At 71.9% G+C, this 21,784-nt stretch carries 27 protein-coding genes; 4 read left to right on the plus strand and 23 right to left on the minus strand.

The window, feature by feature from the left end:
• Positions 1-341 precede the first annotated feature (341 nt).
• From F8568_RS29810 to F8568_RS29840, 7 genes are all read right to left on the minus strand, one after another.
• Positions 342-1,640: a S8 family peptidase gene (locus F8568_RS29810; RefSeq protein ID WP_160573797.1), complete on the minus strand. Its 1,299-nt coding sequence runs from the start codon at positions 1,638-1,640 to the stop codon at positions 342-344.
• A gap of 257 nt (positions 1,641-1,897) precedes the next feature.
• A complete protein-coding gene (locus tag F8568_RS29815; protein ID WP_151597028.1) occupies positions 1,898-2,356 on the minus strand; it encodes a hypothetical protein in 459 nt (152 codons plus the stop codon).
• Positions 2,357-2,375: 19 nt separating this feature from the next.
• Positions 2,376-2,840, minus strand: coding sequence for a hypothetical protein (locus tag F8568_RS29820; protein WP_160573798.1), 465 nt, complete (start codon positions 2,838-2,840; stop codon positions 2,376-2,378).
• 28 nt (positions 2,841-2,868) lie between these two features.
• A complete protein-coding gene (locus F8568_RS29825) occupies positions 2,869-3,858 on the minus strand; it encodes a WXG100-like domain-containing protein (RefSeq protein ID WP_160573799.1) in 990 nt (329 codons plus the stop codon).
• Positions 3,855-4,169, minus strand: a complete 315-nt coding sequence (locus F8568_RS29830) for a type VII secretion target (RefSeq protein WP_151597030.1) — start codon at positions 4,167-4,169, stop codon at positions 3,855-3,857. Before F8568_RS29830 ends, F8568_RS29825 begins: the two co-directional genes overlap by 4 nt.
• Positions 4,170-4,262: 93 nt before the next feature.
• The gene (locus F8568_RS29835) at positions 4,263-4,673 is read right to left on the minus strand and encodes a YbaB/EbfC family nucleoid-associated protein (protein WP_151597031.1); all 411 of its coding nucleotides are present in this window, start codon (positions 4,671-4,673) and stop codon (positions 4,263-4,265) included.
• A 74-nt stretch (positions 4,674-4,747) separates the two neighbouring features.
• Positions 4,748-5,452: a hypothetical protein gene (locus F8568_RS29840; RefSeq protein WP_151597032.1), complete on the minus strand. Its 705-nt coding sequence runs from the start codon at positions 5,450-5,452 to the stop codon at positions 4,748-4,750.
• Positions 5,453-5,496: 44 nt separating this feature from the next.
• On the opposite strand from F8568_RS29840, the gene F8568_RS29845 reads away from it, so the two are divergent.
• From F8568_RS29845 to F8568_RS29855, 3 genes are read left to right on the plus strand one after another with little or no spacing between them, the layout of a single operon-like run.
• On the plus strand, positions 5,497-6,309 hold the full coding sequence (locus tag F8568_RS29845; RefSeq protein ID WP_151597033.1) for a hypothetical protein: 813 nt from the start codon (positions 5,497-5,499) through the stop codon (positions 6,307-6,309).
• Positions 6,309-6,905, plus strand: a complete 597-nt coding sequence (locus F8568_RS29850; RefSeq protein ID WP_151597034.1) for a hypothetical protein — start codon at positions 6,309-6,311, stop codon at positions 6,903-6,905. Before F8568_RS29845 ends, F8568_RS29850 begins: the two co-directional genes overlap by 1 nt.
• Positions 6,902-7,519 carry a hypothetical protein gene (locus F8568_RS29855; protein ID WP_151597035.1) on the plus strand — a complete coding sequence of 206 codons (618 nt, stop codon included), beginning with the start codon at positions 6,902-6,904 and terminating at the stop codon, positions 7,517-7,519. The genes F8568_RS29850 and F8568_RS29855 overlap by 4 nt, the downstream gene beginning before the upstream one ends.
• Here F8568_RS29855 and F8568_RS29860 read toward each other — a convergent pair.
• From F8568_RS29860 to F8568_RS29900, 10 genes are all read right to left on the minus strand, one after another.
• Complete coding sequence (locus tag F8568_RS29860; protein ID WP_151597036.1) at positions 7,401-8,708, minus strand: hypothetical protein; 1,308 nt, start codon at positions 8,706-8,708, stop codon at positions 7,401-7,403. The two genes, F8568_RS29855 and F8568_RS29860, sit on opposite strands and share 119 nt — an antisense overlap.
• Positions 8,709-8,864: 156 nt before the next feature.
• A complete protein-coding gene (locus F8568_RS29865) occupies positions 8,865-9,173 on the minus strand; it encodes a DUF1416 domain-containing protein (protein WP_151597037.1) in 309 nt (102 codons plus the stop codon).
• A gap of 66 nt (positions 9,174-9,239) precedes the next feature.
• Positions 9,240-10,079 (minus strand): sulfurtransferase, encoded by an 840-nt coding sequence (locus tag F8568_RS29870; RefSeq protein WP_151597038.1) that lies wholly within the window; start codon positions 10,077-10,079, stop codon positions 9,240-9,242.
• Positions 10,076-10,513 (minus strand): DUF4395 domain-containing protein, encoded by a 438-nt coding sequence (locus F8568_RS29875; protein ID WP_151597039.1) that lies wholly within the window; start codon positions 10,511-10,513, stop codon positions 10,076-10,078. The genes F8568_RS29870 and F8568_RS29875 overlap by 4 nt, the downstream gene beginning before the upstream one ends.
• 80 nt (positions 10,514-10,593) lie before the next feature.
• Positions 10,594-10,764, minus strand: coding sequence for a putative leader peptide (locus tag F8568_RS51165; RefSeq protein ID WP_407924496.1), 171 nt, complete (start codon positions 10,762-10,764; stop codon positions 10,594-10,596).
• Positions 10,765-10,857: 93 nt separating this feature from the next.
• The gene (locus tag F8568_RS29880; protein WP_328601082.1) at positions 10,858-11,310 is read right to left on the minus strand and encodes a thioredoxin family protein; all 453 of its coding nucleotides are present in this window, start codon (positions 11,308-11,310) and stop codon (positions 10,858-10,860) included.
• A 63-nt stretch (positions 11,311-11,373) separates the two neighbouring features.
• Positions 11,374-12,141 carry an anti-sigma factor family protein gene (locus tag F8568_RS29885; RefSeq protein ID WP_151597040.1) on the minus strand — a complete coding sequence of 256 codons (768 nt, stop codon included), beginning with the start codon at positions 12,139-12,141 and terminating at the stop codon, positions 11,374-11,376.
• Positions 12,138-12,668, minus strand: coding sequence for a sigma-70 family RNA polymerase sigma factor (locus F8568_RS29890; RefSeq protein WP_151597041.1), 531 nt, complete (start codon positions 12,666-12,668; stop codon positions 12,138-12,140). The genes F8568_RS29885 and F8568_RS29890 overlap by 4 nt, the downstream gene beginning before the upstream one ends.
• 31 nt (positions 12,669-12,699) lie before the next feature.
• Positions 12,700-13,407, minus strand: a complete 708-nt coding sequence (locus F8568_RS29895) for an LmeA family phospholipid-binding protein (RefSeq protein WP_151597042.1) — start codon at positions 13,405-13,407, stop codon at positions 12,700-12,702.
• A gap of 139 nt (positions 13,408-13,546) precedes the next feature.
• On the minus strand, positions 13,547-13,807 hold the full coding sequence (locus F8568_RS29900) for a MoaD/ThiS family protein (protein ID WP_151597043.1): 261 nt from the start codon (positions 13,805-13,807) through the stop codon (positions 13,547-13,549).
• Positions 13,808-14,020: 213 nt separating this feature from the next.
• On the opposite strand from F8568_RS29900, the gene F8568_RS29905 reads away from it, so the two are divergent.
• Positions 14,021-14,737, plus strand: a complete 717-nt coding sequence (locus tag F8568_RS29905) for a winged helix-turn-helix transcriptional regulator (protein WP_151597044.1) — start codon at positions 14,021-14,023, stop codon at positions 14,735-14,737.
• A 304-nt stretch (positions 14,738-15,041) separates the two neighbouring features.
• Here the strand turns inward: F8568_RS29905 and F8568_RS29910 are convergent, their stop codons facing one another.
• Genes F8568_RS29910 through pstC form a run of 6 tightly spaced genes read right to left on the minus strand, consistent with a single transcriptional unit; the run spans position 15,042 to position 21,736 of the window.
• Positions 15,042-16,712, minus strand: coding sequence for a phospholipase C (locus F8568_RS29910; protein ID WP_151597045.1), 1,671 nt, complete (start codon positions 16,710-16,712; stop codon positions 15,042-15,044).
• A gap of 39 nt (positions 16,713-16,751) precedes the next feature.
• Positions 16,752-17,960, minus strand: a complete 1,209-nt coding sequence (gene efeB / locus F8568_RS29915) for an iron uptake transporter deferrochelatase/peroxidase subunit (RefSeq protein WP_151597046.1) — start codon at positions 17,958-17,960, stop codon at positions 16,752-16,754.
• The gene (locus F8568_RS29920) at positions 17,957-19,117 is read right to left on the minus strand and encodes an EfeM/EfeO family lipoprotein (RefSeq protein ID WP_151597047.1); all 1,161 of its coding nucleotides are present in this window, start codon (positions 19,115-19,117) and stop codon (positions 17,957-17,959) included. The genes efeB and F8568_RS29920 overlap by 4 nt, the downstream gene beginning before the upstream one ends.
• Before the next feature lie 9 nt (positions 19,118-19,126).
• On the minus strand, positions 19,127-19,903 hold the full coding sequence (pstB, locus tag F8568_RS29925; RefSeq protein ID WP_151539321.1) for a phosphate ABC transporter ATP-binding protein PstB: 777 nt from the start codon (positions 19,901-19,903) through the stop codon (positions 19,127-19,129).
• A 22-nt stretch (positions 19,904-19,925) separates the two neighbouring features.
• Positions 19,926-20,822, minus strand: coding sequence for a phosphate ABC transporter permease PstA (gene pstA, locus F8568_RS29930; RefSeq protein ID WP_151597048.1), 897 nt, complete (start codon positions 20,820-20,822; stop codon positions 19,926-19,928).
• Positions 20,819-21,736 (minus strand): phosphate ABC transporter permease subunit PstC, encoded by a 918-nt coding sequence (gene pstC, locus F8568_RS29935; RefSeq protein WP_151597127.1) that lies wholly within the window; start codon positions 21,734-21,736, stop codon positions 20,819-20,821. Before pstC ends, pstA begins: the two co-directional genes overlap by 4 nt.
• Between the last annotated feature and the right edge of the window lie 48 nt (positions 21,737-21,784).

A 21,784-nucleotide genomic window follows, 5' to 3' on the forward strand; every position in this document is an offset into this window, starting at 1 on the left:
GATCATCTACCCAGCAGCCTAACTAAGTGGCATTGAGTCAAGGGTGGACGAAGTCCATCGCGAAGCGACGCCGAAGGCGCCCTTGACTTTGGAGGGGCGGCCCCGTACGCAAGCGCCACCCCACCACCCGAACACCCCTCCCACCAATCAAGCAACACCCTCTTGAAAGAAACCCGAACGCCCGGAAAAACGCCCGAACACCTCAGAAAAACACCCAAACACCCCGAAAGAACGCCCGGATAGCCTTGAAGACGCTCCAACAACCACCGAGCACGGCCGGCCGCAAATAACCCGGACGAACTCACACCACTGCACACCCGAGAAAGAAAGCCACGAAAAGACTAGTCGCGGTTTTCGCCGGTCGGGAGGGCCGGGATGCGGCCGGGTTTCCAGCCTCGCCGTCGTCCCATCGGGATGACGGCGCCGCCGAAAGCCACCAGAACGGTGAGGCCGAGCGCGCCGCCGGCGATGCCGAGGCCGATGTTGCGGGTGCGGTGGTCGACGGGCGCGGCGTGCGCGATGGGAACGGGACCGCTCAGCGGGCGGGCGGCGGACGCCTGCCCGGGCTTGGCGTTCGCGTCGAGCACGGCCGACACCGCCTGCAGCGGGCTGATCATCCCGTACCCGCTGCCCTGCCCGTTACCGCCCTCCGCGGTGATCAGGATCCGGTTGATGACCTGCTGGTAGTTCAGCTTGGGGTACCGCGACCTGACGAGCGCGGCGACTCCGGCGGCGTAGGGGGCGCTGAAGCTGGTGCCCTGCTGGCCGCCGATGTACCCGGTGCCGACGGTCGAGATGATGTCCTGACCCGGCGCGGAGACGTCGATGCGCGTCTTGTGGTTGGAGAAGTCGGAGATCGTCCCGCTCTCGTCGACCGCGGCGACGGACAGCACGCCCGGGTAGTTGGCCGGGTATCCGGCGCTCTCCTTGCCGCGCTCGTCCTTGTCGACGTTGCCCGCGGCGGCGACGATCAGCACATCGTGCTTCTTCGCCACCTGGACGGCCTGGCGCAGCAGCGTGGTGTCGGGAGCGCGCGCCGACACGTTGATGACGTTCGCGCCGTGCTCGGCGGCCCATTCGATGGCCTTCGGCAGCAGCGTGTTGTCGTCGGTGCTCTCGCCGGTGGTGAACTTGGCGTCCAGCAGCTTCACCTGCGGCGCGACCCCGACGAACGGGACGTTGCGGCGGCGCTGGTCGGACGCGGCGATGATGCCGGCGACCTCGGTGCCGTGCCCGTAGCAGTCGGTGGGGGTGGTGTGCGTCGCGTCGAAACTGCCCGCGATCTTGCCCTTGAGCTGCGGGTGGGCGGCCTCGATGCCGCTGTCGACGACGGCGACGGTCACGCCGGCGCCGCGGGTGATCGGCCATGCCTGCTCGAAGTCGAGCCGCCGCTGGGCCCAGGGCTGCTGGGTGATCGCCGAGGCGGGCTGGCCGCTCGGCTTGTTGCACTGCCCGCCGGAAGGTGCCTGCTGCTTGGGCTCCGACGACTTCTTCGGCGCCGGCTTCTTGGTGGCCGGCGCCTTGGTGGTCGGTGCGGTGTCCGGCCGGTCGCCGGGGGCGGCGGACGCGGCCGGGGCGAGCACGAGTGCCGTGGTCAGGGCCAGGCCGGTGGCGCCGGCCACGAGTCCCGCTCCGCGCATTCCCCATCTCTCCTGAAACCGTGCGAACGCCATGACTCTAGACGATCCACCGCCGTTACCGGCACTCTCAGCGCCGTTACCGGCGCTCACCGCGCCTTCAACACTCCCCGCACCTTCCGCGCCTCCAACACCTCCCGTACCTCCAGTACCTCCAGCACCTCCCGCGCCTCCAGCACCTCCCGTACCTCCCGTACCTCCAGCACCTCCCGCGCCTCCAGCGTCTCCAGCGCTCCCCACGCCTCCGGCGATCCCGCCGGTCAGGGCTCCGCGTCCTTGTTCGGCGGTTCGACGGCCGCCTCGTCCCATGTCCAGCCGAGTGTCCCGGCCGCGGCGGCGAGGGCCTCCCGGGTACGGCCGCTGATCTCGACGGAGAAGTCGGCCATGCCGGTGTCGTGCCGGACGATCACGTCGGGCCCGCCGAACAGGGCGGAGTCGGCGCCGAGCTCCCGCCAGTTCTGGAAGCCCATCGGACAGTACGCCGCCTCGATGCGCTCACGCGGCGCCGCACCGTCCGGGAAGTCGTCGTCGATGAGCTGGACGCTCCAGCCGAAGTGGGACGGCAGCCGTACGGCGGCGAGCAGCACGAAGAACTCGGAGATGGACCGTGCCTGCAACGCCCATTCGTCCTCACCGACGCTGACGAGCACGCGCGGGTCGTCGTGGCCGGCCTCCGAGGCGAGGTACGCCCACTCGTTGCAGTACTCGTACTCGGCCATGAAGCAGCAGAGCCGCAGGTCACCGCCGGGTTCGACGAACGGGTTCGGCTCCGGCAGTCCTTCCGCGACGCCGTAGCCGGACGGGTCGGGCCGCAGCGTCGGCGGGTACTCGGGGTTCGTCCAGTACAGCCGGGGCGAGTGGGTGAAGGAGTTGAACGGCAGGTCCCAACCATTCGTCCAGCGCCACAGGGACGGGCAGCGTCCGGTCGACGCCCTCGAAGGGGTCCTCCTCCTCGCCGGTCCACCAATCGCGGAGCGAGCGGACGTAGGCGCGGTGCTCGGCCTCCGACCATTTCGGCCACGGCTCGGTTCCGGCGGGCACCGTGTTGCCCCATTCGTCCTGGAACTCGCGCAGCAGGTCCCAGCGCGGGCGCGACCCAGCGAGCCGCTCCGCGAACCGCTCCGCGAGCCGCTCCGCGAGCCGCTCCGCGAACCGCTCCGCGAACCGCTCCGCGAACCGCCCATAGTCGATGAACTCCGTCACACCGGCAGCGTAGTGGCGGCGGTCGCGGTCATGAGGTGTAGTGGCCGTCGTCCATGCCGTCGCCGAAGTCGCGGGCCGACTTGGCGGCCTCCGCGCCGGTGCGGGCCCACAGGCTCCCCGCGACGTTGGCGGTCTGGCCGACGAACGAGCCGTCCATGGCCTCGGTGTAGCGGCGGTACGCGGCGGGCGTGAACATGACCTCCGCGACATTCGAGCCGTTGATCTTCGGGTCGGCCCAGCGGTTGATCTGGTCGCCGCGGCGGCCGAGCGCGGCGGCGGCGTCGGCGGCGCGGGCGCTGGTGCCGCTGAAGCGGTCCACGAACCGGCGGATGACCTGCAGCAGCCGCGCGAGGCGCTTGCCGAGCCGGGCGAACAGCGTGATCGCGTCGCCGACGACGCTGGCGATGAAGAAGCCGAGCGAGCCGCCGAAGGTGAACACCGAGGTCGCGAGGGCGAGCAGCGCCTTGGAGATGACCTTGCCGACCCATTCGGAGATCGCCGCGAACACGAACGCGCGCTCGACGGCGACGACCTGGCCGGCGACGGCGATGCCCTGCGAGGTGTGCTGCGCGGTCTGCGCGACGGCGTCCAGCGCGCCGACGTACTCCTTGGCGGTCTTGCGGTACGCGGCGGCCGCGTCGCCGTCCCAGGCGGCGATGTCGCCGATGGCGTCGGAGTAGTCGTTCGCGGCGCCCATCAGCTCGGTCGCGACGTTGGACCAGGTCTTCGACAGCGCCTGGATCTGCTTGGGGTCGCCGGTGAGCACCTCGAGCGGCTCGCGAAGGAACGCGATGTGCTCGAGCAGCCAGCCGACGCCGGCGCTGAGGATGGCGCCGAGCGGGTCGAGGGCGATGCCGAGGGCGTCGAGGCCGACGGCGAGGCCGTCGACGGCGAGGGTCTCCCAGTTCTTGTTCTCGCCGATGTCGGCGATGAGGCCGTCGACGCTGTCGGCGAGGCCGGCGCCCTCGAACCGCTTCTGCCCCTCCGGCTGCGCGACCAGGTCGTTGGGGGTGGTCATCGGGCCTGCTTCGTGAGCGCCTCGATGGCCTGCTCGACCGCCTCGTAGTTCTGCTTGCTGCTGCGCAGCCCGGTGGCCATCGAGCGGCCGAGTTCGGCGGCCTTCTTCACCATGTCGTCGGAGTCGCCGAACAGGCCGGCGAGCACGGGCTCGATGAGCGGGGAGCAGAGGGCCCCGTACATCTGCCAACCGCCGAGCGTGGACTGGGCGGCGGCCTGGTTCGCCTTGTCGACGCGTCCTGCGACGTGGTCGACCTTGCCCGCGTGCGTGTCGAGCGCGGACCTCTCCACTTCGAAACCGTTCTGGCCCATGGGGCGGAGCTCCTTCGCGTGCCGGGGGTGGACGCCGGTGACGGTGAGCGCGGGATGGGCACTGCACTGCCACGGCGCGGGCGGGCGCCAAGGTCACCAGCGCGGGCGGTCCTGTTCGTCGTCCTCGTCGGCGGGCGGCAGGGCGGCGCGCAGGAAGTCCATGGCCTCGGAGTCCTCGCCGACGACCTCGGACATGATCTCTACGGTGCGGGCGGCGCCGCGGCCGCACGCCTTCCGGTAGGTCTCCATGATCGACGCGGTGAGCTGGGCGCCGCTCATCCGGTCGGCGTGCGGGGACAACCGCAGGTCGAGCAGCACGCCGCCGGGATTCACGGTGACGGTGACCGCGTGGTCGCGGCTGGTCAGCGTCGTGGTGTTCCCGGCCAGTTCCTGCTGGGCGCGGTCGGCGCGCTCCTTCATGGCGGCGGCCCACTGCTGCTGGTCGCGGAGCCACTTCTCGGGGTCGGCGATGGCGGGGGGCATGTTCGGGTCGATCGGGTCCATGCACTTCTCTTCCGGACGGGTGACCGGATCCGGACATTACAACAAAGATCCACCGCGTCGCCACGCCGTGTTCATCATTCCGACCGGACGCCGCGGGGACGGTCCACCTCCAGGGCGGCCAGCCGCGCCCGGTCGTCGAGCCATTCGTGCGGCGGGCGGTCGGCTTCCAGGTCGACCAGCGGGACGCCCGGCGCCAGGTTCTCCAGGGCGCGTTCCAGCGCGTTCCGGTTCAGCCACCAGTCGCGCCGCCGCACGTACGCGCTGACCGCGTGCTCGCGGGGGAACGCGCCATCGGCGAGCTTGCGCGCCATGTGGTCGAAGGTCTCGCGGTCGGTGCCGGACGCCCCGGACCCCGCGCGCGCCGCGGCGAGCCGCTCCTCGAACTCGGCGACACCGCCCGGCGCACCGTCCCGCAGGCTGACGCCGAGGTGGCGGATCGGCGCCCGGCGGACGATCCGCGGGACGTCGAAGCAGACGATCGCGTCCACGTCCGACCAGGGGAAGAACTGCGGGCCGGCGCCGGGGCGCGCGCCGATCCGGACGCCCTCCGGCTCGACGGCGAGCGCCGTCCATCCGCTGCGGGCCATCCGGCGCAGCCGCGCGACGCCGCCGCCGACCAGCCACAGGACGACCACGACCCAGAACAGGATGCCGAGCACGGCCTGCCAGGCGTGCATCTCCGCCATGAACATCCCGGCGACGACGAGCGGCGCCGCGACGACGCCGGCGATGATCATGAGAACGGGCAGCACCGGGACGAAGCGGATTCTGTACGCCATCCGAGGAGCTTAGACGCGGCGGCCGCCGTACTAGCATTCGGCGGGTGCAGTCCACCGCCCCGGTCCCTCCGCCTCCCGGCGGGCCGGTCCCCCCGTCTCCCGGCGGGCCGCGCCCGGGGGAGCCGTCCGGCGAGGGCGGGGGCCGCGCGTCCGCGAGGCGCCGGCTGGTCCCCGCCGGCGTGGCGTGCGCGGTCGCCGTCGCGGCGGCGGTGACGTGGGCCGCGGGCGGTTTCGCGGAGGCGCCGAAGCAGCCCGTCGAGAAGCCCGGCAAGGCGCTGAACGTCGGCCTGTTCACCGTGACGGTCCGGGACGCGCGGATCGGCCTGGTCAAGGGCGTGTTCGACAGCGACCCGAAGCGGTACCTGATCGTCCGGATGCGGGTGGTCAACAACGGCAAGGAGACCGAGTCGCTCGGCGACGGCGGGCTGACGGACGGCCTCGCCGCGCGCACCAAGGCCGGCAAGTGGCTGGAGCCCGACCAGGTCGAGGGCCTCGCGGGCGGCGCGAAGACGGACACGGTGCAGCCGGGCCTGCCCGTCGAGGCGTCCGCGATGTGGAAGGCGGGGCCGGCGGACGCGCCCCGCCGGTTCACCATCGGCCTGCGCAAATGGGAGTACCGGACGGGGTTCACCGACGTCAGCTACAACTGGCTGCCCGACAAGGAGGACGGAAAGCTCGCCGCGAGGATGACCCTCCCGGTCGCCGCCGCGGCCCCCGCCGCCACTCCCGCACCGACCCCGACGCTGTTCCCGACGCAGGCGGCACATCCGACGGCAACGGCGCGGCCCACGGGAACGGCCCGCCCGCCCGCGCAGCGCACCCGCCCGGCGCTGCCCCGGCCCACCGCGAGCCCCTGATGAACGGGCGCGAGCTGCTGGTGCGCGGCGGTACCGCGGTCATCGGGACCGGTCTGCTCGTCGCGGCGATGTGGGTGCACACGATGCGGCCGAAGGTGGACGCCAAGGAGCTGGACCCGCTCCGCAACGACGGGAAGATCGGGCAGACCGTTACCAACCGCATGTTCAGCGTCCGCGTCGAGGACGTGCGGGCGGCACGGTCGCTGGCGAACGGGCTGAGCTTCGGGAACGAGCCGCCGATCGGCACCGAGGGCATCTACCTCGCCGTCCGGATCCGGGTGAAGAGCGAGCGCGAACCGCTCCGGCTCGGCACGGCGGTACTGGAGACGCCCGGCGGCTACAGCTACCGCTACGACCCGCGGTCCGGGACGACGAGCACCATCCCCGACATGCAGCCGATGATCTGGGCGCCCGGGACGCTGCTGTTCGAGCTGCCGAAGCGGCGGCTGCGCGGAGCGCACCTCGTCGTCGGGACGGGCGGCCTGCTGCCCCAGCTGTCCGCCGAAGCCGACATCGACCTCGGGATCGGCGCGTCCCGGGCGCGGGCGCTGCTGCGCGGCGCCGTCGACCGCTTCGACCCGCAGGCGGCCTCGTGACGACCGCCGGCCCCGCGTTCGACGACCCGGAGCGGACCAACCCCGATCTGCCGCCGATCCCCCCGCGGACGTCGCGGACACGGCCGCGGCTGCGCCCCCGCGACCGGCGCGTCATCCAGGCGCTCGCGCTGACCGCCCTGCTGCCCGCCTTCCTTGTCCTGAAATGGACGGACGAGACCGACAGCGTCCAGAAGAGCCTGAAGCCGCCGGAGAAGGTGACGGACGTCCCGCAGGGCGCGACCGGCACGCTGATGGGCGCGCAGTGGAAGGTCGTCGCGCGGCAGGCGACCGCGCCGCCGTCGTTCGGCACGAAACCGAAGGACGACACCGTCACGCAGCTGCAGGTCGTCCTCGCGGTACGCCCCGGCGACGCGGCCGCCGCGAAGGCGATCGGCTCCTACGGCGTCGGCTACACCTTCACCGACGGCGGCGGCCGCAGCTGGTCGGCGACCGGCCTCGTGGCCGGGACGCCGCGCGCGGGCACCGCCGGCCGCCTCACCGTCCGGGGGACGGTGCCCCGGACCTTGGCGGCGGCCCTGGCGCTGAAGGTGCAGGCGCCGAAGGCGTCACGGAAGCCGGGGACGCCACTGCCTTCGCTGCGTTTCGCGCCGTGACCCGCGCCATCACCAGGTTGAACGCCGCCGCGAGCAGGCAGATCCGCAGGATCTCGAAGACCAGGCCGGTGCCGAAGTCGACCAGCGGCAGCCGCGGCATCCACCAGGTCACCTCGTGCGGGCCGAGGAGCTGGTAGACCCACCGGCGGGACGCGTCGCGGCCCACGTCCAGCGCGGAGAACAGCAGGCAGAACACCGCGAACGGCAGCATCCCGGACCGGCGGACGAGCCGCAGCCCGTACCAGGCGGGCAGCCACATCTCCCGGAACCCGCGGGTCAGCACCTCCCGGACGCTGCCCTGCCGCTCGATCCCGCCGGCCGCCGCGAGCCGCCGCGCCGCGCGGCCGCGGCCGAGCACGACCCGCTCGTCGGCGGCGTCCAGGCCGAGGATCACCCCGGCGATGACCAGCCAGATCAGCGCGCCGAGCACCGCGTCCTTGAACGGCGGCCACAGGTCCAGGACGGGTCCGGCGGCGCCGTCGAGCCACTGCCAGGCCTGCCGGCCGGTGATCCAGTCGGCCGCTTCGCCGCGCAGGTGGTCGATGGTGAAGATGCCGAACAGCGTGAAGTTGATCTCCAGGAAGGCCATCAGCGCGCCCGCCGAGCGGCCGAGGCGCTCCTCCAGCAGCCACTCCACCAGCGTCTTGAGCACGAAGAACGCGACGGTGATGCCGACCGCGAGCACGACGTGCTTCTCCAGCGAGATCAGCATGCCCATGCCCTTGAGCTGGCCCTGGAAGCCGCCCTCGGCGAAGCCGCGGCCGGCCGCCATGTCGGCGAACTCGCGGGCGTCCTCGGTCTGCAGCCCCCACGCCAGGTAGAAGACGACGAACGGGAGCGCGGCCCGCGCCATCGCGCCGACCACCGACTCGTCGTTGCCGACCGCCCAGGGCGTCAGGTCGCCGTCGGCCTCGCGGGCGTGCACCACGTCCAGGCCCTCGCGGACGCAGTGCACCATCAGCACCGCCGTCGCCAGCGTGATCATCACCAGCAGCCCGACGGTGACGAGCGGCGCGACCGTCCCGGCGGTGCCCTTCATCGCGCCGAGCCGGTATCCGCCGTACAGGGCGCCGTACCGCAGCAGCCGCCCGGCGGTGAACCACAGCGTCAGCGGCAGGACGAACCGTCCCGCGAGCTTGAGCGCGGCCCACGGCAGCAGCAGCGGCGACCGGGCGGACAGTGCGAACATCGCGCCGATGCTACCCCGCGGCCCCTCGCCGGCCCCAGGCCGTCGCGGCCCGGCCCGCCGCCCGGAGAAACCGCCCCGGGGAGACCGCCGCCCGGGGAAACGGCGAACCCCGCCGCCCCGGACGGACCGGGACGGCGGGGTTCGGCGATCGTGCGATCAGATGGCCACCTGGAGCGCGGCGACCTCGCCGGTCTTCGCGGTGACCGCGTTGTCGACGCTCACCCCGCCCGCGGCCAGCACCCGCACCGTCCAGTCGCCGTCGGCGGCGAAGAAGCGGAACACGCCCTCCTCACCGGTGACGACCTCGGCGGTGAACTCGCCGGTCGAGTCGAGCAGGCGCGCGTACGCGCTGGACACGGGCGCGCCGTCACGGGTGACGGTGCCCTGGATGACGGCCTCGTTGGCCAGGTCGACGGTCGCGGGAAGGTGCGCCGTCTGCTCCGGCGCTGCGCAGCCCTGGGTCATTGCTCCTCCATCTCCGTGCACACGGAAAAGATTCGTTCCGCCGGCGGCGGTGGGGTCCAGCTCGTGTTACTTGGGGTCGCCGAGCTCGATGGGCACGCCGACCAGCGAGCCGTACTCGGTCCACGAACCGTCGTAGTTCTTGACGTTCGGCAGGCCGAGCAGCTCGCGCAGCGCGAACCAGGTGTGCGACGAGCGCTCACCGATCCGGCAGTAGGCGATCGTGTCCTTGTTCAGGTCGACGCCGGCCTCGGTGTACAGCTCGCGGAGCTCGTCGTCGGACTTGAACGTGCCGTCGTCGTTGGCCGCCTTCGACCACGGGATGCTGCGCGCGGTCGGCACGTGGCCGGCCCGCTGCGACTGCTCCTGCGGCAGGTGCGCCGGGGCGAGCAGCTTGCCGCTGAACTCGTCCGGGGACCGGACGTCGATCAGGTTCTTGCTGCCGATCGCGTCGACGACCTCGTCGCGGAACGCGCGGATCGTGAGGTCCTGCTCCTTGGCCTTGTAGTCGGTGCGGGGACGCGACGGGACGTCCTCGACCAGCTCGCGGGAGTCCAGCTCCCACTTCTTGCGGCCGCCGTCGAGCAGCTTCACCTTGTCGTGCCCGTACAGCTTGAAGTACCAGTACGCGTACGCGGCGAACCAGTTGTTGTTGCCGCCGTAGAGGATCACCAGGTCGTCGTTGGCGATGCCCTTGGACGACAGCAGCTGCTCGAAGCCGGTCTTGTCCACGAAGTCGCGGCGCACCGGGTCCTGCAGCTCGGTCTTCCAATCGATCTTGACGGCGCCACGGATGTGGCCCTTGTCGTAGGCGGACACGTCCTCGTCCACCTCGACCAGGACCAGGCCCGGGTCGTCCAGGTGGGCCTCGACCCAATCGGTGTCCACCAGGACGTCGGAGCGGCTCATGCGGGAACCTCCCTGTCGGAGCGAATCTTCGCGGTGATACGTCGGAAGAGCGGATGGATCTCGCAGCCGAGGCAGAACCCGAACGCCGCGTTCAGGAACGCCGCCGCCAGCGCGAGGGCGGTGGCACCGATGCCGAGCCAGGTGATCCCCGTCCCGTATCCGGCCGTCCCCAGCGCGGCGAAGACGAACCCGACGCCCTGCGCGAAGCGGGGCGGGGCCGCGTCCTCCAGTTCCGCGGGAGGGGCGAGCCGGGGGCGGATCAGCGCTTTGAACACCAGCCCGTACGGGGCGTACCGGAGGCCGAGGAACGCGCCGATGGCGAACACGACGGCCTGAGCGGCGAGCAGTGCCCCGCTTCCGGTCACCAGGACCGCGACGAGAACGACCGTCGTGACGGACGCGCTGAAGCGCGGCCCACGCGGATCAACCAGCATCGGGGTGCTCCATGGCGGAGAGGAAGCGTGCGTACGAGCGTGGAAATCGGAAGAGCTCGGGGGCGGATGGGCTCGATGCCTCAGGCCGTGCGACAGAGCGAGGCGGCCACGCGGCAGAAGTCGACCGCGCGACGCTTCGTGAGCATCTGCTCTGTCCAGTAACGCACGGACTCGATGGTAAGCCGCAATCCACGCGCTGTCACATCCGTCTCGCCTTCCGAGACAGTGACATGTGTCTTATCGCAGGTCATCCGGGTACGGCTCACAGGTTGATCCCCCCTCCGCGGGTCTTGACAGCGCCCCGAAACGCGCGCCCGCGCGGCCCTGCCCGCCGCGCTCGCCGGTCACGGGATCGCGACGCCGAGCGCGGCGATCACGTCGGCCTTGCGGGGCGCCCCGGCGGCGCGCCGGACGATCCGTCCCGTCCCGTCCAGGACGAGGACGGTCGGCGTCCGCACCACGTTGAGCCGGCGCACCAGCTCCAGGTGCGCCTCGGCGTCCAGCTCGACGTGCGCGACGCCGTCCACCATCCCGGCGACCTCGCCGAGGACGCGCCGGGTCGTGCGGCACGGTGCGCAGAACGCGCTGGAGAACTGCACGAGCGTGGCCTTCGCGCCGAGCTCGACGCCCAGCTCGTCGGCTCGCAGGGTCTCGTCCACCCGGTCGTCCCCGCCTTTCCGCCCGTCGCCGCCGGCGCCCGGTGCCGCGCGCAGCACGCCGTCGCGGCGCCGGCGGACGAGGCCGAACACCGTCGCCGCCAGCAGCACCCCGAGGGCCACCCAGACTCCGGTCATCATCCTGAGCAACCCGCCCTCGGCCGCGTTTCTTCCACGGCGACGAGCCTATGCGGGCATCCGGGCCTACGTCGGGATGGTGAGCAGCGGCTTTCCGTCCAGGCCGACGATCTCGAACGAGTAGAGCTGGCCGCGCGGGAACATCGTCGAGCCGTGGTAGTCGCCGTAGCCGCGGTCGTACGGGACGGACCAGCTGCCGATGGCGTCGCGCCGCCCGTCCCGGGCGATCACCATCATCCGGCAGTGCTCCCCCTTCGGCACGCCCGACAGGTACAGCTCGACCTGCGTGCCCCACTCCTTGCGCTGCAGGTAGACGACGCCTTTGACCTTGTTGTCGGGGTTGACGGCGACGAGCCGCTCGCCGCGGCCCGCCGGCGTCACGGTGGTCTCCGGGTCCGGCGAGGCCGACGCGGTGGGCGGGGACGCGGTGCGGCCGCCGTCCCCCGACGGCAGCAGAAGCCCGCCGAACAGCGCCCCCACGACCAGCAGCAGGCACGCGGCGGCGGCGAGCGGGGCCCATCGGGCGACGCGGCCCCGCCCGCCGGCCCGCCGCCCCAGCGGGCCGAGCCATCCCCTCCGCCGCTCGGCCGCGCGGGCCAGCAGGCCGTCCAGGAGCTCCGGGTCCGGCCCCTCCCGGCCCGGCCCGGCCACCTGCTCCAGCTGCGCCTCCTCGACCCGGCCGAGCAGCGCCGGCAGCCCCGCCAGCCCGGCCAGCTCGTCCCGGCACGCCGGGCAGCCCTCCAGGTGCGCGTCGACCCGTCCCCGCTCGGCCGGGTCGATCGCGCCGACCACGTACACGCCGAGCGCGGTGCGCACGTCCGCGCATTCGTTCATGGCGCCAACCCCCGCTCCTCCAATGCGAGTTTGAGCGCCCGCAGTGCGTAATAGGTGCGGGACTTCACGGTGCCGGGCGGGATGCCGAGCGCCTTGGCGGCCTCGGCGACCGACCGGCCGCGGTAGTAGGTCTCCACGAGCACGGCCCGGTGCGACGGGGTCAGCTCGGCGAGCGCCTCGGCGACCGTCCACGACTCCAGCGCCCGGTCGATGTCGTCCGAGCCCGCGAGCGTCGTCAGCAGCTGCTCGTCGATGCCCGTCTCCGGGGGCCGCGCCCGTTTCGCCCGGTGCGCGTCCACCACGAGGTTGCGCGCGACGGTGAACAGCCACGGCCGGACCGGACGGCCCGCCAGCGCGTCCGGGTGCCGCCAGGCGCGCAGCAGCGTCTCCTGCACGACGTCCTCGGCCTGGGGCCGGTCCCCGCCGGTCAGCCGCAGGACGTAGCCCAGCAGGGGACCGCCGTGCTCGCTGTACAGGGCGCGCAGCAAACCCTCATCCGCGGTGGGACCCACATCCCTGTCACGGATCCGGTCGCGCCCCGGTTCACCTGGTGCGCGGCTATTTCTGCTGCTGCTGCTGAAGATCGTTCAGGTTCACGTCGTGGGCGGTCGCCGTCACCTTCAGCCCGCCGGCGGTCGGCTGGATGCCGCTGATCCGCGCCCCGATGGGCAGGTCCCTGACCGGGACCGTCCAGGTCAGCTGCTGCCGGACCAGCGTCAGCGGCAGCTGCGCCGCACCCTCTCCCACCGACTCCGGCGTGATCGCGATGCCCTTGGACGTCGGCTTCACCGACACGACCGCGGTGCCGTTCACCTTGACCCCGAGGAGGCTGCCGGTCATGCCCACCGCGAGGTCGTTCCCCTTCGGGCCGATGCTCTCGACCTCCTTCGGCGCCTGCTTCTTGATCACGTCGTAGGGGATGATCGCGGAGGCGGCGGCGGTGCCGGCCGTCATGTTCGTGGTGTCGCCGTTGATCACGTCGGACAGCGGCGCGTTCAGCCCGCTCATGTCCACCGTCACGTCCGAGACGGTGACGCCCTGCTCCGTCCAGTCGCCGATGTCCACGGTGATGTGGTCGTACTCGCCGCCGACCACCTGCGTCAGGAACGGGATCCCGTGGATCGTGACATCGGGCTCCTGCGGCAGGTCGTACTGCGCCGCGACCTGCTGCGCGATCCGGTCCTGCGCGATCCGGACCCCGACCCGGTCGGCGACGACGAGGCCGATGGCGACCACGATCAGCAACGCCAGCAGTGCTTTGCGCATCTCTCTCCCTCGGGCGGCGGCACGCGCGATCGCCACACCTTAATGCCCGAAACGCCCCGGTCGAGTCGCACTGCGGAATGAGTTCACCCCGCGCCCCGATCACCCCGTGAGGCCACCCCGGCGCGGGGGCCTGCCGGGATCAGCCGCCCGCGAAGGGCGGCAGCACCTCCACCACGCCGCCCTCCGGCAGCTCCACCGACCCGTGCGGACGGCCGCCCACCGGGTCCCCGTCGATCAGGAACGAGCTGCGCCCGACGACCCGCGCGAAGTCCGCGCCCCGGCCGTCGCGCGCCAGCGCCGCCTCGATCGCCTCCGCCAGCGTGCCGGCGTCGAACGGCTCCTCGTGCGTCCCCGCAGCCGCCTTCGCCGCGGCCCAGTACCGCATCGTCCCTCTGGCCACGCTCCCACGATCTCATGCCTCTCGGACATGCGGCCATTGCCTCCGCCGACACCTCGGATATGCTCAGGACGAGGGATCCGGGCGACGAGGCCATGGAGTTCATCCGCAACACCCTTCATGGCCGCCTCGTCTCCGAGCCGACGGCCGCCGCCGGAAGGGCTCGGAGGGTGGGCCGCCTGGGTCCTACGTCTTTTAGGACGAGGAGGCGGGCCCTTGAGCAGCTTGCTCTTGCTGACCAACGCGCTGGAGCCGTCCGACGAGGTCCTGCCCGCGCTCGGGCTGCTGCTGCACTCGGTGCGCGTCGCGCCCGCCGAGGCGTCCGCGCTGATCGACGCGCCGCCCGCCGACATCGTGCTGGTGGACGCCCGGCGCGACCTGGTCCAGGCCAAGAGCCTGTGCCGGCTGCTGCGCACCACCGGCCTTGACTGCCCGCTGCTCGGCATCGTGACCGAAGGCGGCCTCGCGGCGCTCAGCTCCGAATGGGGCCTGGACGACATGCTGCTGCAGACCGCCGGCCCCGCCGAGGTCGAGGCGCGGCTGCGGCTCGCGGTCGGCCGCGCCGCCGCGGTCGCCGAGGCCGACGAGGTGCCCGGCGAGATCCGCAGCGGCGAGCTGACCATCGACGAGGCCACCTACACCGCCCGCCTGCGCGGCCGGATCCTGGACCTCACGTTCAAGGAGTTCGAGCTGCTCAAGTACCTCGCGCAGCACCCGGGCCGGGTCTTCACCCGCGCCCAGCTGCTGCAGGAGGTGTGGGGCTACGACTACTTCGGCGGCACCCGGACCGTGGACGTCCACGTCCGGCGCCTGCGCGCCAAGCTCGGCGCCGAGTACGAGTCGCTGATCGGCACCGTCCGCAACGTCGGCTACCGCTTCGTCCCCGACCACCGCCCCGGCGACACCGAAGAAAGAACCCCCGCCAAAGCGTAGGTTCCAGGGGGACGACTCCCTGGAACCCCGTCACGACGGACGGGCCGTTTCCCGCTCCGCAAGAGCTCCGCGCGAAACAGCCCGTCCGTCGCCGGGCAGACCCGCTGCGCTCGCTAGCGCTCGCTCCGCGTGCCTGCCCGTCATTTCCCAGGGGGGACGACCCCCCTGGAACCCCCCGTCACGACAGACGGGCCGTTTCCCGCTCCGCAAGAGCTCCGCGCGAAACAGCCCGTCCGTCGCCGGGCAGGCCCGCTGCGCTCGCTGCACTCGCTCCGCGTGCCTGCCCGTGGCGGGGGTTCTTCGTTCAGTGTTTGCTGACGACGGCTCCGGTGTCGGGGTTGAGGATGACCTGCTTGGCCTTGGGGTGGCGGAAGTCGAACATGCCCTCGATGCTGCCCGCGCGGCCGTCGAAGGACGCGTCGCCGAGGCGGCCGGTGCCCCAGTTGTCCTCGATGAACCGCAGCACCGACGCCTGCTCCACCGGGTGGTGGTCGACGTGGTTGACCTTGGCGTACGGGGAGATGACCAGCATCGGCAGGCGCTGGCTCGGGCCGCAGCGGTCCTGGTAGCCGCCGGCCGCCTTGACGCGGGTGCACAGCGGCTGGTCGGTCGCGGCGTCGGCGGAGCCGTTGGTGACGCGCGGTGCGACGTGGTCGTACCAGCCGTCGGAGTCGTCATAGGCGAGGACGACGGCGGTCGACTTCCACTCCGGCGACTTCTGCAGCTTGTTGATCGTGCTGGTGACGAACTTCTGCTCGTCGATCGGGTCGGAGTAGCCGGCGTGGCCGTCCTGGTACTCGCCCGCCTTCAGGAAGCTGACGGACGGCAGGTTGTGCGCGGCGAGCGCGGCGTCGAAGTCGGTCAGGTCGTACTGGTGGTTGGCCTGGTCGGTGCGCCCGATGGCCTGGACGGACGACGGCGGCAGGTGCTTCTCGTTCGCGGTCGACTTGTAGTACTGGAACGGCTCGTGGTGCGGGCTGTAGTCCACGACCTGGTTCTTGCCGATGTTGGCGTGGGCGGCGCCGCAGACGGCGTAGCCGTTCGCCTTGCCGGTGGGCCGGAAGCCGCCCTGGAACCAGCCCCAGGTGACCTTCTTGGCGTTGAGCAGGTCGCCGACGTTCTTGCCGGTCATGACGGCGAGGGCGTTGGTGGAGGTGTGGTTGTTGTCGGAGCAGTCGTCGAACGCCGGGTCCGGGTCGTTGATCATGGTGCCGATGCCGTCGGCGTCCGGGGACTGGACGGCGTAGGCGTCGGAGACCTTCTTGTGGGTCTTCGGGTCGACGGCGTAGACGCCGTGGGTCTGCCCGGAGATGAGGTTGATGGCGCCGGGGGTGGACGGCCCGAACGTCCCGTCCCACGAGTTGTCGCTCATGGCGTAGTTCTGGGCGTAGTTCCACATGCCGGTGACGGTGTTGCCGTCGAAGTAGTCCATGACGAGGCCCGGCTCGCCGAACAGGATCGGCTGCCCGGTGCACTTGTCCTTGCCGGTGAACTCGACGAACTTGTCCATCTTGCCGCCGTTGACGGCCTTCTGCTCCGAGGCGTAGCCGTGGTCCTGGTCGCAGGTGAGCGCCTGGGACGGGGACAGCCGCTTCGGGTTGTACTGGTTGGGGTTGTGCTTCAGGAGCTTGTTGGTGAGGCCGTTGACCTTCGGGGTGTGCTTGGCGGGGTGGAACGGTGTCCCGTCGGTGTTGGCGGCGTGCGGATAGGTGCCGAAGTAGTGGTCGAAGGAGATGTTCTCCCCGTAGATCACCACGACGTGCTGGATCGGTGTGCGCGCGGGCGAGCCGTGCCCGTGGCCGGTGGCGCCGTTCTGGGCCGTGAGCCCGGCGGACGCGCCGGACGATCCGCAGGCGGCGGCGAGGCCGGCGAGGCCCGCCGTGGCGGCGGCCGCGGCGATCAGCGCGGGCCGGCGGCGGGCGCCGCGGCGGCGTCCGGTTCCGGCCGGTTCTCTCGGGCCTGGTGTCTCCCGCATGTCTCCTCCTCTGGTGCGGGGCCTGCAGGCGCGTCGCTCCTACTCGATCATGCCCCGGCCGAGATGATCTACCCGATCTCTGACGCCGGGAAGAACGAAGAAGTAACCGCCGCCAAACGGTGATATGTAGTCGGTGAGGGGTTCGTCGGCGAGGCGCTCCTGGACGGCCTCGAACTGGCGGTGCGGGTCCTGCTGGAAGCAGCCGAAGACCAGGCCCATGTCGAGGTTCCCGGCGCCGTCGACGCCGCGGTCGTAGTTGCTGGAGCGGCGCAGGATGCGGCTGCCCTCGGTGTCCGGGACGCGGGGGTTGGCGCGGCGGATGTGGCTGGTCAGCGGGATGACCTTGCCGATGGGGTCGGCGGCGTAGCGGGGCTCGTCGGTCTCGTGGAGGCCGTCGAGCGGCGCGCCGGTGTCGCGGCTGCGGCCGAACATCTGCTCCTGCTCGGGGAGGCCGACCCGGTCCCAGAACTCGACCAGCATCCGGATCAGCCGGATGACCTGGTACGTTCCGCCGGACGTCCAGGCGGGCTCGTCGCGTGCGGCCCAGACGAGCCGGTTCATGGCGGCGGCGTCGGTGATGTCGGGGTTGGCGATGCCGTCCTTGAAGCCCATCAGGTTGCGGGGCGTGCCGGACGGCCGGGGCCGGTTGGAGAATCCGCTGATCCGCCAGCGGATCTGCATGCCGCCGCGGGTGTGGCGGCAGATGTCGCGGAGCGCGTGCAGGACGGTGTCCTCGTCGGCGGCGCCGAGGGTGAGGACGAGGTCGCCGTGGCACCAGGCCGGGTCGAGGTCGTCGCCCGGGAACGTCCGCATCGCCGTGAGCCGCTTCGGGCGCTTGGCGGCGAGGCCGAACCGGTCGTCGAACAGGGACGCGCCGACGCCGGCGGTGACGGTGAGGCCGCCGGCGGGGGCGTCGGGGCCGAGGATGCCGGAGTCGGGCGGCGGCGCGCTGATGCCCGGTTCGGCGGGGACTCCGCCGCCGGTCAGGACGCGCGCCCGGTCGGTCAGCGCACGCAGCAGGTCGGTGAGTTCGGCCTTGCCCTCGGCGATCACGTCGAACGCGGCGACGACCGAGCGGGCCTGCGGCTCCTCGAGGATGCCGGCCTGGTGGACGCCGTGGAACGGCGGCGGCTTCGGGGACGGGCTCGTCGGGTCCTTCGCGGCGGCGGCGCTCCCGGTCGTGACCGCCCCGGCGACGCCGGCCGCCAGCGCGCCGCGCAGGAACGAGCGGCGGCCTGGCCCGGTCACGACGTCCTCCGCACCGCGGCGACCGTCGCGACCGACGCGAGCCGCTCCACCAGCGCGCCGACGGCGCCGTTGATGCGCTCGCGGTCGGTGGTGCCCAGCTCGTCCAGCGGCGTCCACCGGCCGTGCCGGTGCTGCGCCTCCAGCAGCTTCGCCGTGCGGTCGAGCCAGGTGTCGACGCCGGTCAGGTCCATTCGCGGCTTGAGCACGGGACGCATCGGGTCGAGCACCGCGCGGGTCCCCTCGAGGTTGGCCGACGCGGTCGCGAGGGCCGTCCCGCTGCCCTGGTCGCCCTTGCCGGTCAGCTCGAACTGGATGGTGTTCTCCAGGATCTCGTGCGCCCGCAGCCCGAGGTCGGACGGGTCGATCTGCTCGCGCGGGAAGTCGGCGATCAGCGCGCGGACGTCGGCGGCGAGCCGGTCGGCCGGTTCTCGCAGCGACGCCGCGGACTCCCCGTGCCACAGCCCGTGCTCGACGCGCCGGAACCCGGTGAAGCCGGGGTCGCGCACGCCCTCCGGCAGCCCCGCCGGCCGTCCGTCGATCTTGTCGGCGTAGTCGCCGAACGTGCCGTAGGCGGCGCCGAGCCGCTCGTAGGCGAGGTGCGCGGGCAGCCACTTCGCGCGCGCCGCGTCCAGGTCGCCGGAGCGGACGGCGTCGCGCAGCTCGTCCACCCGGTCGCGCAGGACGCCGAGCCCCTTGGTCACGTACGCGCGATAGGACCGCAATGCCGGGAACAGGTCGTTCTGCGTGACGGGACGCACCGCCGGGCCGCCCGCCGGGCCGCTCACCGTCACCTTCGGCCCCGTGACGGGGCGCCCGCCCTCCGGGAAGCACCAGAACGCGTACGTCCCGCCGCCGAGCGTCACCCGCATCGCCCGGGTCGTCCCCGGCCCGACGCCCTCCAGCTCGGCGTAGATCGCCCCGGTGGACGGGTCGATCAGGTCGACCTCGGCGGCGGCGCTGTCGGCGTTGTGGACCAGCAGCGTCTGCGTCCCGGCGTGCGGGTCGCTCCAGCCCCGCCCGCAGTGGGCGCGGTCGGCCTGCACCGCCGTCCCGCCGCGGTGACCGTCCCCGGAGCATGCCGCGAGCGAGACCGCGAGCACCGCGCACAGGGAGCCGCCCAGCAGCCGCGCCCAGGGGAGCCCACGATCATCGTCCACCGCGGCAGGTTAGCCGAAGCGGCCGGTGATGTAATCCTCCGTGCCCTTCTGCTCGGGGTTGGTGAAGATCTTGCTGGTGTCGTCGATCTCGATGAGCTTGCCGGGCTTGCCGGTGCCGGCGATGTTGAAGAACGCGGTCCGGTCGCTGACCCGGGCGGCCTGCTGCATGTTGTGCGTGACGATGACGATCGTGTACTGGCTCTTCAGCTTGCCGATCAGGTCCTCGATCGCGAGCGTGGAGATCGGGTCGAGCGCCGAGCACGGCTCGTCCATCAGCAGCACCTGCGGCTGCACGGCGATCGCGCGGGCGATGCAGAGCCGCTGCTGCTGGCCGCCGGACAGGCCCGCGCCGGGCTTGCCGAGCCGGTCCTTGACCTCGTTCCACAGGTTCGCGCCGCGCAGCGACTCTTCGACGATCTCGTCGAGCCGGCGCTTGCCGCGCACCCCGTTCAGCTTCAGCCCGGCCGCGACGTTGTCGTAGATCGACATGGTCGGGAACGGGTTGGGCCGCTGGAACACCATGCCGACGACGCGGCGGACCGCGACGGGGTCGACCGACGAGGCGTACAGGTCCTCGTCGTCCAGCATCACCTTGCCCTCGACGCGCGCCCCCGGGATCACCTCGTGCATCCGGTTCAGGGTGCGCAGGAACGTGGACTTGCCGCAGCCCGACGGGCCGATGAACGCCGTCACCGAGCGCGGCTCGATCGTCATCGAGATGTCCTCGATGGCGTGGGTGCCGCCGTAGTAGGCGTGCAGCCCGGAGACTTCGATCCGCTTGGCCATTGTGGGGTTCTCTCCTATCGGGCTAACGGGAGGACGGCCTGCGCAGCCACGCGACCAGGCGGGCCGCCAGGTTGAGCAGCATGATGAGCAGGATCAGCACCAGCGCGCCCGCCCAGGCGCGGTCCACCGCGTTGGTGTTGGGGTCGGTGGACTGGTCCCAGATGAAGGTGGGCAGCGAGCCCTGCGCGCCGCTGAACGGGTCGGTGTTGATCGCCTTCGTGATGAAGATCGTCAGCAGCAGCGGGGCGGTCTCGCCCATCACCCGCGCGACGGCGAGCATGACGCCGGACACGATCCCGGGCAGCGCCGTCGGCAGCACCACGAACATGATCGTGCGCCAGCGCGGCACGCCCAGCGCGTACGCGGCCTCCTTGAGGTCGCCGGGGACGAGCTTCAGCATCTCCTCGGTGGCGCGGACGACGGTCGGCAGCATCAGGATCGTCAGCGACAGCGCGCCCGCGAAGCCGGAGAAGTCCATGCCGAGCGCGAGCAGCCAGAACGCGAGCACGAACAGGCCCGACACGATCGACGGGATGCCGGTCATGACGTCGACGAAGAAGCTGATGGTGCGGCCGAGCCGCCCGTTCCTGGCGTACTCCACCAGGTAGACCGCGGTGAGCACGCCCAACGGGACGGAGATCAGCGTGGTCAGCCCGACCTGCTCCAGCGTGCCGATGATGGCGTGGTAGGCGCCACCGCCGGCGTCCTTGCTGGCCAGCCCGTTCATGGAGTGGGTGAGGAACACGCCGTCGAACCGCTTGGCGCCGTTGGAGATCACCGTCCACAGCACCGACACCAGCGGGATCACCGCCAGCAGGAACGCCACGTAGACGAACGCCTTCGCGGCGCGGTCCTTGGCCTTGCGGCCCGCCGACACCGACGCCAGCGTCGACGACTTCGTACCGGAGAGCGAGGTCACGAGAACTCCTTGCGGCGGGCCACGACCGCGCGGGCGCCCACGTTGACGATCAGGGTGATGACGAACAGCACGAGGCCGGACGCGATGAGCGCGCTGCGCCCCGTCGGCCCGGACATGGCGAAGGTGTTGGCGATGTTCGCCGCGAACGTGTTGCCGCCGTCCTTGAGGATGTGCCAGTCGATCCCGGACGTGGTGGACAGCACCATCGCGACCGCGATCGTCTCGCCGAGCGCGCGGCCGAGGCCGAGCATCGCCGCCGACACCATCCCGGACCGGCCGAACGGCAGCACCGCCATCCGGATCATCTCCCAGCGGGTCGCGCCGAGCGCGAGGGCCGCCTCCACGTGCGCGTGCGGGACCTGCACGAACACCTCGCGGGTGATCGCGGAGATGATCGGCAGGATCATGATGGCGAGCACGATGGCGGCGGTCAGGATCGTCCGGCCGCCGGTCTCGTGCCCGCCGAACAGCGGGATCCAGCCGAAGTAGGAGTTGAGGAACTCCGACACCCCGGTCATCTTCGTGACCAGGAAGTTCAGCCCCCACAGGCCGTAGACGATGCTGGGCACCGCGGCGAGCAGGTCGACGAGGTAGGCCATCGGGCCGGCGAGCCGGCGCGGCGCGTAGTAGGTGATGAACAGCGCGATGCCGACCGCCACGGGCAGCGAGATGACCAGCGCCAGGACGGAGGTCATCAGGGTGCCGAAGACGAGTTGGGCGATGCCGAACTTCGCGGGGGCGCCGTCGGGGTTCCACTCCTGCGAGGTGATGAAGTTCGCCTTGTCGTCCTGGAGCGCCGGGATCGCCTTCCAGACCAGGAAGACGGCGATCGCCGCCATGATCGCCAGGATCACCAGGCCGGAGCCGCGGCTCAGCCCGGCGAAGATCCGGTCCCCGGCGCGGCCGGTGCTCATCGAGAGCGCGGGCCGGGGACGCTCCGCCGCCTTGGCCAGGGCGGCGGG

The sequence above is a fragment of the Actinomadura physcomitrii genome (assembly GCF_008923205.2).
GTDB lineage: Bacteria > Actinomycetota > Actinomycetes > Streptosporangiales > Streptosporangiaceae > Spirillospora > Spirillospora physcomitrii.

What these genes read in the sequence shown, in the direction of transcription:
- F8568_RS29810 (WP_160573797.1), bottom strand. Translation starts at nt 1,640, where the DNA reads ATGCGCGGAGCGGGACTCGTGGCCGGCGCCACCGGCCTGGCCCTGACC.
- F8568_RS29815 (WP_151597028.1), bottom strand. Translation starts at nt 2,356, where the DNA reads ATGGCCGAGTACGAGTACTGCAACGAGTGGGCGTACCTCGCCTCGGAG.
- F8568_RS29825 (WP_160573799.1), bottom strand. Translation starts at nt 3,858, where the DNA reads ATGACCACCCCCAACGACCTGGTCGCGCAGCCGGAGGGGCAGAAGCGG.
- F8568_RS29830 (WP_151597030.1), bottom strand. Translation starts at nt 4,169, where the DNA reads ATGGGCCAGAACGGTTTCGAAGTGGAGAGGTCCGCGCTCGACACGCAC.
- F8568_RS29835 (WP_151597031.1), bottom strand. Translation starts at nt 4,673, where the DNA reads ATGGACCCGATCGACCCGAACATGCCCCCCGCCATCGCCGACCCCGAG.
- F8568_RS29840 (WP_151597032.1), bottom strand. Translation starts at nt 5,452, where the DNA reads ATGGCGTACAGAATCCGCTTCGTCCCGGTGCTGCCCGTTCTCATGATC.
- F8568_RS29850 (WP_151597034.1), top strand. Translation starts at nt 6,309, where the DNA reads ATGAACGGGCGCGAGCTGCTGGTGCGCGGCGGTACCGCGGTCATCGGG.
- F8568_RS29860 (WP_151597036.1), bottom strand. Translation starts at nt 8,708, where the DNA reads ATGTTCGCACTGTCCGCCCGGTCGCCGCTGCTGCTGCCGTGGGCCGCG.
- F8568_RS29865 (WP_151597037.1), bottom strand. Translation starts at nt 9,173, where the DNA reads ATGACCCAGGGCTGCGCAGCGCCGGAGCAGACGGCGCACCTTCCCGCG.
- F8568_RS29870 (WP_151597038.1), bottom strand. Translation starts at nt 10,079, where the DNA reads ATGAGCCGCTCCGACGTCCTGGTGGACACCGATTGGGTCGAGGCCCAC.
- F8568_RS29875 (WP_151597039.1), bottom strand. Translation starts at nt 10,513, where the DNA reads ATGCTGGTTGATCCGCGTGGGCCGCGCTTCAGCGCGTCCGTCACGACG.
- F8568_RS51165 (WP_407924496.1), bottom strand. Translation starts at nt 10,764, where the DNA reads ATGACCTGCGATAAGACACATGTCACTGTCTCGGAAGGCGAGACGGAT.
- F8568_RS29880 (WP_328601082.1), bottom strand. Translation starts at nt 11,310, where the DNA reads ATGATGACCGGAGTCTGGGTGGCCCTCGGGGTGCTGCTGGCGGCGACG.
- F8568_RS29885 (WP_151597040.1), bottom strand. Translation starts at nt 12,141, where the DNA reads ATGAACGAATGCGCGGACGTGCGCACCGCGCTCGGCGTGTACGTGGTC.
- F8568_RS29895 (WP_151597042.1), bottom strand. Translation starts at nt 13,407, where the DNA reads ATGCGCAAAGCACTGCTGGCGTTGCTGATCGTGGTCGCCATCGGCCTC.
- F8568_RS29910 (WP_151597045.1), bottom strand. Translation starts at nt 16,712, where the DNA reads ATGCGGGAGACACCAGGCCCGAGAGAACCGGCCGGAACCGGACGCCGC.
- pstB (WP_151539321.1), bottom strand. Translation starts at nt 19,903, where the DNA reads ATGGCCAAGCGGATCGAAGTCTCCGGGCTGCACGCCTACTACGGCGGC.
- pstC (WP_151597127.1), bottom strand. Translation starts at nt 21,736, where the DNA reads ATGAGCACCGGCCGCGCCGGGGACCGGATCTTCGCCGGGCTGAGCCGC.